This is a genomic window from Marinisporobacter balticus (assembly GCF_004345705.1).
In the GTDB taxonomy this organism is placed as follows: domain Bacteria; phylum Bacillota; class Clostridia; order Peptostreptococcales; family Thermotaleaceae; genus Marinisporobacter; species Marinisporobacter balticus.
This window is the reverse complement of the sequence record NZ_SLWV01000007.1, coordinates 59,872-74,253: the sequence shown is the minus strand read 5'-3', so window position 1 is coordinate 74,253 and position 14,382 is coordinate 59,872. Positions and strand designations below refer to the sequence as shown.

Here is a 14,382-nt window from a genome sequence, read left to right as displayed (position 1 = left end):
GGGGGGGTTATTATGGCAATTATTGTAAACTTAGATGTGATGATGGCAAAGCGAAAAATCTCCCTAACAGATCTTGCAGAGCGAGTAGGTATTACCAATGCAAATTTATCTATATTAAAAAATAACAAAGCAAAGGCCATAAGATTTACTACGCTTGAAGCCATCTGTAAGGAACTAGATTGTCAGCCAGGGGATTTGTTGGAATATGTGGGAGATGAAGTAAAGTTTTAAGATAATGAGGATCAATTATTGGGTAGGAGGGATATTATGGAAAAATCAGAAAGAATGTTAATAGATGAAAACAAACCAATCGCTGAAAAGTTAAAGGCTATAGGGGCAGCTTTTATCATAGGACTTTTGGTAAACTATTTCTTTACGGAGGATGATATTGGGGTTTCAGCAGTAATCTATCATGGCGTGGTTATTTTAGGAGCAATATGGATTTTGCATAGAAAAATCGATTTAAATAAAAGCATTAGTTATATCTTTTTAGTACCGATTGTACTATTGTCTAGTACTTATGCAATATATAACAACGAAGTTTTAAGAACAATCAATAGCATGCTTATTCCTTTATTGATTGTGAGCTATATCTTAATCATTAGATATGAAGAGATCAAAGAAATAAAACTCGATTTATTAGCAAGGATTGTAGAGCGGATTCTTCCTGAATCATTTGCTACAATCCCTAAGTTATTTGATTTCACAAAGGAAATCATCCGCTCACGGAAAAAGTCTAAAATGAATGGTACACAGAAAAATATATTAAGGGGATTACTATTATCCTTACCATTACTCCTTGTGATTATAGGATTGCTTGCATCGGCAGATAGGGTATTTCAGTACTATGTTGAAGATCTAGGAAATTTGTTTGGGAAATTAGATTTATTTAATTTTCTAGGGGATTGCATCATTGTCATTCCGATCACCCTATACATGTTTGGATTTTTATGGAGTTTCCAGTATGAAAATAAGGTAGATAGAGAAGCTATTAACATAAAAAGAATTGAGTGGGAGCCAATTACATTAATTACAATCATTTTTACTATCAATATTGTGTATTTACTATTTACGGTTATTCAGTTTTCCTATTTGTATGCAGAAGGGGCACAGCTTCCCATGGGATTTTCCCATGCAGTTTATGCACGAAAAGGATTTTTTGAACTTGTTTTTGTCACAATCATTAACTTTATTATCCTCTCAACAAGTATGAAATTTTGTAAGCGTGATAATTTAAAAGTAAATAAAATCGCCAATGTTTCCTATAGCTTATTAATTGGGTTTACCTTTAATATGTTATTTTCAGCAAATTATAAAATGAATATGTACGAAAAAATGTTTGGATATACCCGCCTTAGATTATTTGTACAGGTATTTATGTTGTTACTTGCCATACTACTGATCATTGTATTAGTTGGTATATGGATGAAGAAAGTGCCTGTACTAAAGTTAATCATCATTGCAACAATGGTTGTTTATATAGGACTGAACTTTATGAATGTAGATAAAATCATTGCTAAAAACAATATTGAGAGATATAAAATGGATCAAAAGATCGATATGGATTATCTTGAAAGCTTGTCTTTTGATGCATTTGATGAGGTTGCAAAATTAGTAGATAGTAAAGAGACAAAAATCCAAATAAAAACCATTCAATATATGAAGAGAAAGATAAAAAGTATTAAGGATTCCTATGATCATTGGTATGAATACAATTACTATAAAGGAAATATTTTGAAAAGATATCAATGATTCGTATGTGTTTTATCTATCATATCTTGTGTTTAAATATGATTTTTATAATATTCCAGTAGAATCTAGGTGAAAAATTCAAGTTTAAGTGTGGGAGATGCTTGTATTTTTCTCAACAAGTTATTGCGTATTAGAACATTTATGCTAAAAGATTTGTTATAATAATACAAAAGAAAAGAATGATTATTCATAATATAGAGGAGGCATTTGATATGCTTAAATATAAGGATGTTACATTGGCATACGAAAGAATTAAAGAACATATTTCTACAACAGCCCTAGAAAAAAGTTTTCGATTAAGTGACAAAGATTCAGAAGTTTTCCTAAAACTTGATAACCAACAACCTGTTGTAAAGAGTTATAAAATTCGTGGAGCCATGAGTAAAGCGACAAGCTTAACAGAAGAAGATATTAAAAGAGGGGTAACAGCAATTTCTTCTGGAAATCATGGGGCATCTTTAGCGTATACAGCTTCAAAGCTAGGTATTGAGCAAACAGAAATTTTTGTTCCAGAGACAACACCTTTTTCGAAAGTTGAAAAAATACGTTGCTTTGGCGCAAAAGTAAATAAGGTTGGGAAAAATTACGATGAGGCCCATCATATAGGGGAACAAAAAATAAACGAACGAGGGCTTATTGAAGTAAATCCTTGTGAAGATCCGATTTGCATTGCTGGAGCAGGAACAGTTGCTTTAGAAATATTGAAACAAAATCCAGAGATTAATGTGATCCTAGTACCTATTGGCGGGGGAGGATTAATCACAGGGATTGGTGTTTATGCCAAACATATCAATCCAAATATAGAAGTGATTGGTGTGCAAACAAAAGCGAGTCCAGCGATGAAAAAATCTTTAGAAGATAAGGTTTGCTACGAATATTTCGAAGCATCAGAAAGTATATGTGATGCTTTAATTGGTGGGATTGCTAAAGTCCCTTATGAAATGGCAGACAAGTGCATTGATGATGTAATCATTGTCGCAGAAGAAGCCATAGGAAAAGCTACAGTAGAGATACTGAAACATGAAAAAATAGTGTGTGAACCCTCTAGTGCTACTGTATATGCTGCATATAAAGAAAATAGAGAACGTTTTAAAGGAAAAAAAGTAGCTTTAGTGATTACTGGTGGAAATATTGGGGATGAACAATTAAAAAGTTTAATAGATCAATATTATTAAAAAATAGATGAGTATACTGACTCAGTCCATATTTTTTGAAATGTTTTTATTGACATATATAGAACACTGGAGTAAAATTTTAACAAAGTATAAAAAATGAGGATCATTTGAATTTAATAGCGTGTCACTGATTAGATTAGGCATTAGCTAATGGTTTTGATAAAAACGTATACATGATTGTATATGTTTTTAACGAACTATGATGCAATGTCTTTTTATTTTAAATATAAAAATAAAAGTGAAAAATTTAAGGGGGATAAGAATATGGAAAAATCAGTTAAAATATTAAATGATGCAGGATTACATGCGAGACCAGCAGCAGCTTTTGTAAAAAAAGCATCTGAATTTGTATCTGATATAGTGATTGAGGAAGATACAAAAAAAGTAAATGCAAAGTCTATCATGAATGTATTAAGCGTAGGTATAAAAAAAGATGCTGAAATAAAAATTATTGCAAATGGACCAGATGAACAAGAAGCAGTAGAAGCTTTAGTTGATTTGGTAAATTCAAAATTTGGTGAGTAAAAGTTTGATTAAGAGAGGATCAATAGATAATAGGAGAAAAAATTTTATTGAAAGTATAGCCAATGGGTTATGCTTTTATTTTTTAAAGGGTACCTGTAGGTTTTTAAGGAAAAAAGATGAAATTTTATGAAAATAAGCAATATTCAAAAAAAATATACGTTATAGATTGACAAACATTTTCTTTATATGATATTATAAATATAATAACTGAATGAGAATTTAGGTGTGTTACTGAAAATCAGGCATAAACCTATATACAAATGAGCAAGGATTTTATTTGTATATAGGTTTGTGTCTTTTTTTATACAAATAAATTTATTTTGAAAAAAGGAGGAATTATAATGAGCAATGCTTTTGGAAAGCTACAAAAATTAGGGAAATCTTTAATGCTACCGATTGCAGTAATGCCTGTAGTAGCAATACTTTTAAGACTTGGGGTATTGTTTAACATACCTTTTATCACAGCGGCAGGAGATGCTGTATTTGGAAACCTGCCAATATTATTTGCTATAGGTGTGGCCATAGGGATTGCAAAGGATAATCATGGGTCAGCTGGTCTTGCAGGTGCTATAGGATATTTTACGGCAACGGCTGTTGCACCCACTTTCAACGAAGCAATAGAAGTGAAAAAGATGGGTGTTTTAGTAGGAATGATTGCAGGAATCGTAGCAGGGAATCTATACAATAAGTATCATGATATTAAACTGCCAGACTTTTTAGGATTCTTTGGTGGGAAACGGTTTGTTCCAATCATAACTTCTTTTGCATCTATTCTTATAGGTGTTGCATATGGATTTGTATGGCCACCAGTTCAAGGGGCAATAGATGCTGTAGCAAATTGGATTATAGCAGCAGGCGCTCCTGGATATTTTGTATTTGGTACAGTAAATAGACTATTAATTCCTACAGGACTTCATCATATACTTAATAGTGTTGTTTGGTTTGTATTTGGAGAATTTAATGGAGCGACAGGAGATCTAGGAAGATTCTTTGTAGGAGATCCAACTGCTGGTGTATTTATGACTGGATTTTTCCCTGTAATGATGTTCGGCCTTCCAGCAGCAGCACTAGCAATGTATACGACAGCGAAAAAAGAAAACAAAAAGGCAGTAGGAGGCGCTTTATTATCTGTTGCTTTTACAGCATTTTTAACAGGGATTACAGAGCCCATTGAATTTATGTTTATGTTTTTAGCGCCAGGGTTATATGCTATCCATGCAGTGTTAACAGGTGCAGCATTAGCAGTAACAAATGTTTTAGGCATTCATCATGGATTTGGTTTCTCAGCAGGATTTATTGATTATGTGGTGAATATGGGTTTGGCAACAAAAGGATTGCTTTTAATACCTATCGGAGTAGCATTTTTTATTGTATACTACTTGATATTTGTATTCGCAATCAAAAAATTTGATATAAAAACCCCAGGGAGAGAAGATATAGACGAAAATACAGTAGATCTTAGCAAGGTAGATGACTTAGATACGTTGGCTAAGGATTATTTAGCTGCTTTAGGAGGATTGGACAATATAGTAGAACTAGATTCTTGTATTACAAGACTAAGACTTATATTAAAAGATACATCCATTGTTGATGAAAAGAGACTAAAGCATATTGGCGCAGCAGGGGTATTAAAAATAAATGATAAAAGTATGCAAGTAATTATAGGAACAAAGGTAGAGATTTTATCTACTAAAATGAAGAAGATTTTAAGTACATCACGTAATTTTGTGAAATAAACAATTTTGATTTTCTTTCAATATTGTTTACCATTTTATAAGACTCCCGCTTATAATGGATATACTAAGTGATTAATACCAATAAACTACTATTTTATTTAAGCAAATTGATTAAGCATATTCTATTTTTAGTATCAAAATTGTTTATCTATAGATACTGATATAAGTGGGAGTAAAAATTAATTTACGGGTTGTAGAATATTGAGCTAAATCCCTGATGCTTAGGGTTGCTGAATGGATTTTAAATTTGTATAAAAATGTAATAAGCTGTTTTGGAAGGTGATTTTTTTGAAGGCACTTATAAATGGAAAAATAATTGTAAAAGATGATATTTTAAATGATTGTGTACTTTTGTATGATAAAAAAATAATCGGCATCATAAAAAAAGATGCATTACAATATGTAGCGGGTGTGAAAGAAGTAATAGATGCGAAAAACCACTATGTATCCCCTGGCTTTATCGATTTACACATTCATGGATCAGCTGGATTTGACACAATGGATGCTACCTTTGAAGCAATCAACAATATTTCAAAATCTATCGCAAAAACAGGTGTTACATCTTTTTTGCCTACTACAATGACCATGCCTATTGAAGCTATTACAAAATCTTTAAAAAACATAAAGGATTGTATGCATAAGAAATTAGACGGTGCAAAAGTGCAAGGCGTTCATTTGGAAGGGCCATTTATAAGTAAAAAATATAAAGGGGCTCAAAATGAAAAATATATTATGAAACCTGATTATAACTTTATTAAACCCTATTTAGAACTATTGAAAATAATTACCTTTGCACCAGAAGAAGATCAACGGTATGGATTCATAGAGAATACAAAAAAGCACAAAAACATAAGGCTTTCTATGGGACATACGGGTGCTACTTTTGAAGAGGCATTAAAAGCGATAGACAAAGGGGTTACTTATGTAACCCATACATTTAATGGGATGACAGGACTTCATCATAGAAATCCAGGCGTTATAGGTGCAGTATTTTCAAGAGATGTATATTGTGAATTGATAGCAGATACGATTCATGTACATAAAGGATTTTTTCAAGCGTTTATAGATATCAATAAAAAGGAACGAATTATTTTAATAACAGATTCTATGATGGCAGGATGTATGAAATGTGGTAAATATTCATTAGGAGGACAAAATGTAATTGTAGATGCGCATTCAGCAAGGCTTGAGAATGGAACTTTAGCAGGAAGTATACTTAAATTAAATGAAGCAATAAGAAATATAAGGGACAATACAACTTACAAATTAAATGAAATCATAAATATGGCAAGCTTAAACCAAGCAAGAGCCATAGGGATCGATGATCAGTTAGGCAGTATAGAAAAAGGGAAGAAATCAGATTTGGTTATTTTTGACCAAGATATAAACATTTTAAGCACGATAATAGATGGAAATATTGCATACGAGGTGAATATGGATGAGGATTATTTGTGTTGATAATTATGAACAAATGAGTAAAAAAGCTGCAAATATGATAGCAAATAGGTATAGATTTTTGTTATTTACATAGGGAATTTGAAACAATGAAAGTAGACGGGGTAGTCTTTGGAATATTAAAAAAGAATGGTATATAGTGAGAGAAAAAAATGTATTAGAAATTTTATGAAGATGTATAATAATGATTAAATCATTATTATACATTTTTTTCTATTTTGGAAGGAAAATGGTGACAAATGGAAGAATACAGACATATATGTTTGTAATTGTAAAAAATGAAAGGAGATAATAGCTTGTATGTTTGATATGTGTACGGATGTAGAATCTTTTTGTAACCACCTACCGATACCGATTATTATTTTTGACAAGAATATGGAAATCATAAAATGCAATGAGGAAATATACAATCTGAGTCATATAAAATCTGATTGTATCCATGAGGGAATAAAAGGATGGTTGATCGATGATTTAAACCTTTTTAAGCAAAATATGAAGCAACGGGCTGTTTTTGAAAAAAAATTAGAAACAAATAATCATTTCCAATATTTCAAAGTCCAATGTAAGAAGATATTGGATGAAAATGCACAGCTTAAAAGTATTGTTGTGATTTTAAATGATATCACAGCTTATAAAAAAACAGAGATAGAGATGAAAGAAAAAAATGAACGATTATATTCTGCTTTTAAAAATATGCCCATTGTGATGGATGCTATTGATGAAAAAGGAAATATTATATTATGGAACAAAGAATGTGAACGCGTTATAGGATATGATCAAGAAGTGATGAAAAATAATCGTAAAATATGGGAAAAACTATATCAAAATGAAGAATATAAACAGAAAATCATGAAGGAAATAAGCGTCGGGAATTACAATTTTAGAGATGTAGAGTATGATATAGCATGTAAGGATGGTAGCATAAAAACTATATCTGGGTTCAATATTTCTAAAGAATTTTCTATTGATAGTTGGTGTAGTTGGGCTTTTGGGGTTGATGTGATCCACGGGAAAAATATAGAAGAAAAATTAAGAAAAAAGATAAATGAACTTGATAAAATATTTGAAGTACTACCAGACCTTTATTTTCGTATAGATGCAAAATGGAATATATTAGATTGTAAATCTAGTAGGCATTTAGATTTTAACATTAATCCTAAAGAATATATAGGGAAGACCATTATCAATGCGGTTCCTAAAGATATAAAATTATTTACTTATAAAACAATCAATGAAGCTCTAAATATCAATGCTTTGGTTGAAAAAGAACTTTCTATTAAGAGAAACGGACAAATCAAATATTATGAAAGTAGAGTCATTCCGCTAGCAACAGAGGAAATCATCATCATCATTCGAGATGTATCAAAAAGGAAAATAGCCCAAGAGAATCTAAAAGATAGCGAAATACGGTATCGGAATTTTTTTAATATATGTCCTGATTTTATTTATATTGTAGATATGAAAAATCATGTGATCATGGATGCAAATCCAGCTTTTATAAGAAAATTTTTGATTGATAAAAAAGACATAGGACATGTAAAGATTACAGATTTTGTAGCGGATGAGAGTGTTGATATATTAAGGAAAGCTGAATTTAAATTATTAAAAGGGGAAGCAATCGTAGGTATTCAGTTTATTGCAAAAAACATTCGTGGGAATACATTTCAAATAGAAAGCAATTGTGTACCCATTATGAAAGATGGAATTGTAGAAAAAATATTATGCTGTACGCGAGATATCAGTGAAAGAACAAAAATCAGAGAAATAAAAAAGAAAGAGAAAGAAAATAGGAAGCTTCTTAATGCGGCGAAGGCATATGAAAAGCTAAGAACTGAATTTTTTGCGAATATTTCCCATGAGTTTAGAACACCCATTAATGTTATATTAGGGGCCATACAACTAACGGACACATACTTAAAGGATATGAATGGTTCAAAAGATTGTGAGAAAATTACAAAGATGAATAAAAGTATAAAGCAAAACTGTTATCGGCTCATAAGGCTTGTAAATAACTTGATTGATATTACAAGGATTGATTCAGGATTTTTACAACTAAATCTTAGAAACTGCGATATTGTAAAAATTGTAAAAGATATAACAGATTCTGTGGATCCATTTATAGCGGTTAAAAATTTAAAGCTTACATTTCATGCTGATATGGATAAAAAAATCATTGCATGTGATCCAGATAAAATCGAACGAATGATACTCAATTTATTATCTAATGCTATAAAATTCACAAAAGAAGGGGATAAAATAGCTGTTTGCATAAAAAATACAGAAGCGAGTGTAATGGTTTCTGTAAAGGATTCAGGGATTGGTATCAAAGAAGAGCATTTAAAAATTATATTTGAAAGATTTAGGCAGGTTAATAAGTCTTTCATAAGAGAACATGAAGGCAGTGGCATTGGATTATCTCTTGTGAAAAATTTAGTTGAAATGCATGGAGGAAGTATAGGGGTAAACAGCACATACAAAGAGGGGACGGAGTTTATTATAAAGCTTCCAAATAAAAGGATAAAAGCCCCTAATAATATATGCGATTGTAACACCATGCACTCAGAAAAGGTTGAAAAAGTATTCATCGAGTTTTCAGATATATATTTTTAAATATAGGATTCGTCACTTTTTTACATGGCAGTTTTACATATTTTTCACAGGGATTATGATAAAATGTCAAAAACAATAGATGGAGAATACAAAGGAGGAATAGGCTGTGGAAAATCTAAAAATAGCGTATAAGTGTAGCACCTGTGAAAAAGATTGTAAGCAATTTATTTTAAGTGGGGATGTAAAATATTGTCCTAAGTATATTCAATATAAGTTTAATAGAGAAAAAACGGTATATAAACCTAAAAATGCATCTGCTTAAAATAAAAACAAGGCTAGGATTAGCCTTGTTTTTATTTTGGGAAATGTTAAGAACTTATTTAGGTTTTTCTGAAGCGTATTTAAAAGCATATCTGATTCTAAATGCCCACTTTAATAAATGAATAAATTAAAGAAGCTGTCTAAAAGCATTAAAAAATCTTTTAGACAGCTTTTTCGTTTCAGTGAAAAGAATGAATTGTTACATATATAAAACTTTTTGTTGACTATACACAACAATATTGATACTATATATTGCATAGGAGGGGTTCTATGGTAAAAAGGAAAAAGTTATTTCATACAAAAATAAAAGTACTTAGAGCCGAAAGAAATTTAACCCAAGAAGACTTGGCGATAGATTTAGGGGTAAACAGGGGGACAATTTTGGAAATTGAGAGGGGTACGTTTAATCCTTCTTTAAAGCTTGCTTTTTCGATAGCAAAATATTTTGGAGAAAGCGTAGATGAAGTCTTTGAAATGTTAGAGGAGGTTGAAGAATAATGGATAGTGAAAAGTTATTATTATCTATACATGCTTTAAATGCAAGTCTTGTAAGTGCTGTATTTTTTTTGAGTTTATTCGGTCATAAAGATGAGTTAGAACAACAGGTTTTTAATCGGGCATTAAAAAATGCTGTTTTCATAACGATCATATCTTTGATGGGGTATAGTCTCTATATGTCCGTAATAGGAAATGAAAATATTTCGCTTACAGCAATTTTTTTGAGTATAGAAAGCTTAGGTGGTTTGACTTTGCTTTGTTATTTTATAGGACTAAAGGGAGTATGTTTTTCTATATATATAAAAAACAAAAAAATACTTCAGAGCTTCATGTGGGTTTTAACAGCAATGGGTGGATTATCAACAATCAGTATCATTTTTAAATTTGATTTTTTCGATAATGCTTTAGGGTTTATCAGGTATGATGAGCTATTTTTGTTTATAAACGTAATGTTACTTGGCATCACAACCCCATTGCTTCCTGATATCAGAAAAAACTTGAGTAGAGAAGATTATAAAAAAAGAGAAAAAGAAATAGACAAAACTTTTAATAAGATCTATAGAATCTATGGGATCTGTATAATCGTATTTATTATATATGTTATTTATCGTATTTATAACAAAGGAATAGGATAGATTTGGACAATATAAAAGAACAGGATGATTATGGTGGATATTAAAGGGGGACTAAAATATCACAGTTCAAATCATCCGGTTCTTTATATAAAAAGTATTGCCAAATAAAAAAAAATAATACATAGGGAGAAAAAAATAATATAGGAAGGATACGCTAAAAACTATGTTAGCATGGTGATTTTTTTCTTAATATAACATTAAAAAAGTATAATAGCCTATATTTATGATTGAAATGTGGTAAAATTATCCTGATAATGAATGGTTTTTATTTTTAATTTCGTTGGTGAAATAAATAGCTACAATCGTAGTGAGGTTTTCACAAAAGTAGAAGCATCAAAAGCATGATATATATAATAAGAAAGGAGAGAAAGCATGAAAGACCAAAAGGAACATGGGTATATACCAGAACTTCATGATGAGAAAAATGTCCTTGGTAAATGGGCATGTTTGTTTGTAGATCGACCAAGAATTATGATTCTTTTAATCATTTTGATTGTTTATGTAGGATGGGTTTCTTTTTCTCAAATGGCAAAGGAAATCAATCCAGAAATCAGACTCCCTTATATAAATGTAACGACAACTTATACAGGGGCATCCCCAGAGGAAATAGAAACATTAGTTACAGATGAATTAGAAAGCAAAATCAGTGAGATGGAAGGTATAAAAAGCTTAAAATCAACATCCGCATTAGGGTATTCAAGTATTGATATAAGCTTTGATGTGAGTACAGATATGGAAAAAGTTAAGAATGAAGTGAAGGATAAGGTATCAGAAGCTAAAACGTCCCTTCCAGATGATGCAGATGACCCTTATATCAGTGAGATGGAAACAGGAAACAAATACGTATTGATACTCAATCTAACAGGAATAGATGATCTGATCGCGCTTAAAAATTCTGCAGATAGCATAAAGGATGCAATCGAAAAAATTCAGGGTGTATCTGATGTAGAAGTGTATGGAGGACTAGAGAGAGAGATCAAGGTAATCATAGACCCTCATAAACTCGTAGTATACAACATGACTTTAGAGCAGATAGGAAATGCGCTAAAAACGAGCAATACAACTATACCAGGAGGAAATATCTATCTAGATAATAAAAAATATAATGTAAGGACGATCGGAAAATTTAAAACAGTAGAAGATATGGAAGAAGTGGTGGTTTCTTATAATGGAGGGGGACCTCTCTATATAAGAGATATAGGGGTAGTGGTAGATGGTTACAAAGAAATAGAGTCTGATGCAAGAATGTCTGTAGGTGTAGGAACAGATAAAACGGATATAAAAAAATCAGTAACTATTATAGTAAAACGAAAAGAAGGATCAGATGCTATAAAAATAGGTGAAGAAGTAAGGGATATACTGAAAAATGGAAAAGGCAGTATTTATCCAAAAGAGATGGAAACCCATATCACGATGGATTTAGCAGAAATGATAGAAACCAATCTTGGAGATGTTTTTGACAATGCTAAATCAGGTTTGTGTTTAGTGATTATTGTTTTGTATATATTTATCGGACTATCAGAGTCATTAGTCGTATCTGTGGTAATTCCACTCGCTCTTTTAGCATCTACAGTGATTCTTAAAAATATGGGGGCTTCCATCAATACGATGATTCTTTTCTCTATGATTTTAGCTGTAGGTATGCTTGTTGATAATGGGATTGTTGTTATGGAGAATATAGATCGGCTTAAAATGAAGGGTGTAAATCCTAAGGATGCAGCAAAGGCTGCTACAAATCAAGTAGCACCTGCAATACTATCAGCAACCCTTACAACCCTTGCGGCATTTTTGCCTATGGCAATAACGAAAGGACTCTATGGTTATTGGCTTAAATGGATTCCTATAACTGTTATAGCAGCATTATCTTCATCATTTTTTATTGCAATTACGGTAACACCAGCATTAAGTGCGATATTCTTAAAAAGTCATCTAAAAAAGGATAGAAAAAATAAACATGTGGTAGATATCATCATAAAAGGAATATCTGTATTTTGTGTATTTGTTCTTTCTATGCTTGCATTCAAGGATAAGCATGAAGGCATCATCAATACAAATATACTTGCTTGGAGCTTTGCGATTGTCTTTACAGGTGCTATTTCCTATAAGCTAATAAAGGGTAAGGGAAATCCACTAGACAATCCATTTATAAAAACATATGGAAATATATTATATAATATTATCATCAGTAAAAAGAAAAAATTCGCGGTATTAGGCATTGTTCTGCTACTATTAGCAGGAAGTGTGATGCTTCCGGTATCAGGAATATTAAAGATTACACCTTTTGGCGCTACGGATGCAGAAGAATTTAATGTAAACATTAAAACTCCAGTAGGTTCAGAAATAAAAACTACATCGGATATGGCAGCCCAAGTTGAAAAAATACTATTTGATTATCCTGAAATGAAGAACTTTACAACGCGGATTATGAGCCCTGAAAAGGCAAGAATTGAAGTGAAATTGGTAGAAAAGGATCAAAGAAAAAGAAGTAGCATGGAAATCGCAGAAGATTGTAGAAAACGTATAAAAGATATTGCCGGCGCAGATATCACTATAGGAGAAATGAAAGAAGGAATTGATTTTGGAAATAAAGATATAGAAGTTATGATCTATGGAAAGAACTTTGATACATTAAAGAAAATAGCGATTGACTTAACGGACCAATTAAAGGGGATAGATGGAACCTTTGACGCAGGGAATAATTTTGAAAATGGTCTGAATGAAATGCAGATCATCATCAATAAAGAAAAGGCAGCTGCTGTAGGACTCGATCATCGAAGCATTTCTATGGGGATAAGAAATGCAGTACATGGACTAAAGGCAACAACATTTAAAATCAACCAAGATGAGATTGATGTGATGATCCGTACAACGGAAGAAAAATTAATCCATAAAGAGGATTTAAATAATCTCTATTTTTATGGTAGAAATAATCAACCCATCCCATTTTCCTATGTAGCCACTGCAAAAGAGGAAGAAGGCTGTGCTGCAATATTTCATCACAGTGAAAAAAGATACGCAAAGGTTGGCGCAAATGTAAAAAATCAAGAAGAGAAGATGGTGATACAAGAGAAATTCATGAAAATGATTGAAAAGTACCCTATGCCAAAGGGGTATTCCACAGGATTTGATCGAGAACAAGAAGAGGTTAATGATTACTTTATAAACATGGGGAAAAATATGTTTATAGCTATGATTTTAGTATATCTTGTCCTCTCTATACAATTTAACTCATTGTCGCAACCATTTGTGATATTATTTTCAGTGCCAATGGCTGTCATTGGCGTATTCATAGGACTTACACTAGTTGGAAGTTATTTAGGATTAACATCCTTAATCGGGATGGTATCTTTAGTAGGAATTGCAGTAAATGATGCGATTGTATTGGTTGACTACATCAATTATCTAAGGAAAAATGGATATGAGATGAATGAAGCAATAAAAGAAACCGCAATGACACGGTTTATACCTGTTATGTCAACGACCATAACTACTGTAGGGGGGATTCTTCCACTTACACTTAAAAATGATTTTTATGCACCGATGGGCTATGCGATCATATTTGGGCTAAGCTTTGCAACAGTTTTGACACTGGTGATTGTTCCTGTATTATATTCTTTTGTAGAGAACATAAAGATTTATTTTAAGGATAAGAAAAAGATAAACTGTTTAAATAATGCGCAAGATCATTAAAGAAAATGCGTATGAACAGATGAAACTGGTTAAGATTCATGAGGG

Annotated in this window: 11 protein-coding genes; all 11 read left to right on the top strand. The window is 31.6% G+C overall.

Annotation, left to right across the window (positions count from 1 at the left end):
- Positions 1-12 precede the first annotated feature (12 nt).
- The 11 genes from EV214_RS07190 (at position 13) to EV214_RS07145 (ending at position 14,337) form a co-directional block, all read left to right on the top strand.
- Complete coding sequence (locus EV214_RS07190) at positions 13-231, top strand: helix-turn-helix domain-containing protein (protein ID WP_132244207.1); 219 nt, start codon at positions 13-15, stop codon at positions 229-231.
- Positions 232-267: 36 nt separating this feature from the next.
- Positions 268-1,752, top strand: a complete 1,485-nt coding sequence (locus tag EV214_RS07185; RefSeq protein ID WP_132244205.1) for a DUF4153 domain-containing protein — start codon at positions 268-270, stop codon at positions 1,750-1,752.
- A 212-nt stretch (positions 1,753-1,964) separates the two neighbouring features.
- The gene (locus EV214_RS07180; RefSeq protein ID WP_132244203.1) at positions 1,965-2,927 is read left to right on the top strand and encodes a threonine ammonia-lyase; all 963 of its coding nucleotides are present in this window, start codon (positions 1,965-1,967) and stop codon (positions 2,925-2,927) included.
- Positions 2,928-3,191: 264 nt separating this feature from the next.
- On the top strand, positions 3,192-3,452 hold the full coding sequence (locus EV214_RS07175) for an HPr family phosphocarrier protein (protein ID WP_132244201.1): 261 nt from the start codon (positions 3,192-3,194) through the stop codon (positions 3,450-3,452).
- 341 nt (positions 3,453-3,793) lie between these two features.
- Positions 3,794-5,188 carry an N-acetylglucosamine-specific PTS transporter subunit IIBC gene (nagE, locus tag EV214_RS07170; protein ID WP_132244199.1) on the top strand — a complete coding sequence of 465 codons (1,395 nt, stop codon included), beginning with the start codon at positions 3,794-3,796 and terminating at the stop codon, positions 5,186-5,188.
- Positions 5,189-5,476: 288 nt separating this feature from the next.
- Positions 5,477-6,646: an N-acetylglucosamine-6-phosphate deacetylase gene (nagA, locus tag EV214_RS07165; RefSeq protein ID WP_132244197.1), complete on the top strand. Its 1,170-nt coding sequence runs from the start codon at positions 5,477-5,479 to the stop codon at positions 6,644-6,646.
- Positions 6,647-6,943: 297 nt separating this feature from the next.
- Positions 6,944-9,253: a PAS domain-containing sensor histidine kinase gene (locus EV214_RS07160; protein ID WP_132244195.1), complete on the top strand. Its 2,310-nt coding sequence runs from the start codon at positions 6,944-6,946 to the stop codon at positions 9,251-9,253.
- A 106-nt stretch (positions 9,254-9,359) separates the two neighbouring features.
- The gene (locus EV214_RS18705) at positions 9,360-9,515 is read left to right on the top strand and encodes a hypothetical protein (RefSeq protein ID WP_165916290.1); all 156 of its coding nucleotides are present in this window, start codon (positions 9,360-9,362) and stop codon (positions 9,513-9,515) included.
- Positions 9,516-9,784: 269 nt separating this feature from the next.
- On the top strand, positions 9,785-10,012 hold the full coding sequence (locus EV214_RS07155; RefSeq protein ID WP_132244193.1) for a helix-turn-helix transcriptional regulator: 228 nt from the start codon (positions 9,785-9,787) through the stop codon (positions 10,010-10,012).
- Positions 10,012-10,647 (top strand): hypothetical protein, encoded by a 636-nt coding sequence (locus EV214_RS07150; RefSeq protein ID WP_132244191.1) that lies wholly within the window; start codon positions 10,012-10,014, stop codon positions 10,645-10,647. The genes EV214_RS07155 and EV214_RS07150 overlap by 1 nt, the downstream gene beginning before the upstream one ends.
- 372 nt (positions 10,648-11,019) lie before the next feature.
- Positions 11,020-14,337: an efflux RND transporter permease subunit gene (locus tag EV214_RS07145; RefSeq protein WP_132244189.1), complete on the top strand. Its 3,318-nt coding sequence runs from the start codon at positions 11,020-11,022 to the stop codon at positions 14,335-14,337.
- The last annotated feature ends 45 nt before the right edge of the window (positions 14,338-14,382 follow it).

Bases quoted from the DNA above. Each gene is read 5' to 3' on its own strand.
- EV214_RS07185 (WP_132244205.1), top strand. From the start codon at position 268: ATGGAAAAATCAGAAAGAATGTTAATAGATGAAAACAAACCAATCGCT.
- EV214_RS07160 (WP_132244195.1), top strand. From the start codon at position 6,944: ATGTTTGATATGTGTACGGATGTAGAATCTTTTTGTAACCACCTACCG.
- EV214_RS07150 (WP_132244191.1), top strand. From the start codon at position 10,012: ATGGATAGTGAAAAGTTATTATTATCTATACATGCTTTAAATGCAAGT.
- EV214_RS07175 (WP_132244201.1), top strand. From the start codon at position 3,192: ATGGAAAAATCAGTTAAAATATTAAATGATGCAGGATTACATGCGAGA.
- nagE (WP_132244199.1), top strand. From the start codon at position 3,794: ATGAGCAATGCTTTTGGAAAGCTACAAAAATTAGGGAAATCTTTAATG.
- EV214_RS07190 (WP_132244207.1), top strand. From the start codon at position 13: ATGGCAATTATTGTAAACTTAGATGTGATGATGGCAAAGCGAAAAATC.
- EV214_RS07145 (WP_132244189.1), top strand. From the start codon at position 11,020: ATGAAAGACCAAAAGGAACATGGGTATATACCAGAACTTCATGATGAG.
- EV214_RS07180 (WP_132244203.1), top strand. From the start codon at position 1,965: ATGCTTAAATATAAGGATGTTACATTGGCATACGAAAGAATTAAAGAA.
- EV214_RS07155 (WP_132244193.1), top strand. From the start codon at position 9,785: ATGGTAAAAAGGAAAAAGTTATTTCATACAAAAATAAAAGTACTTAGA.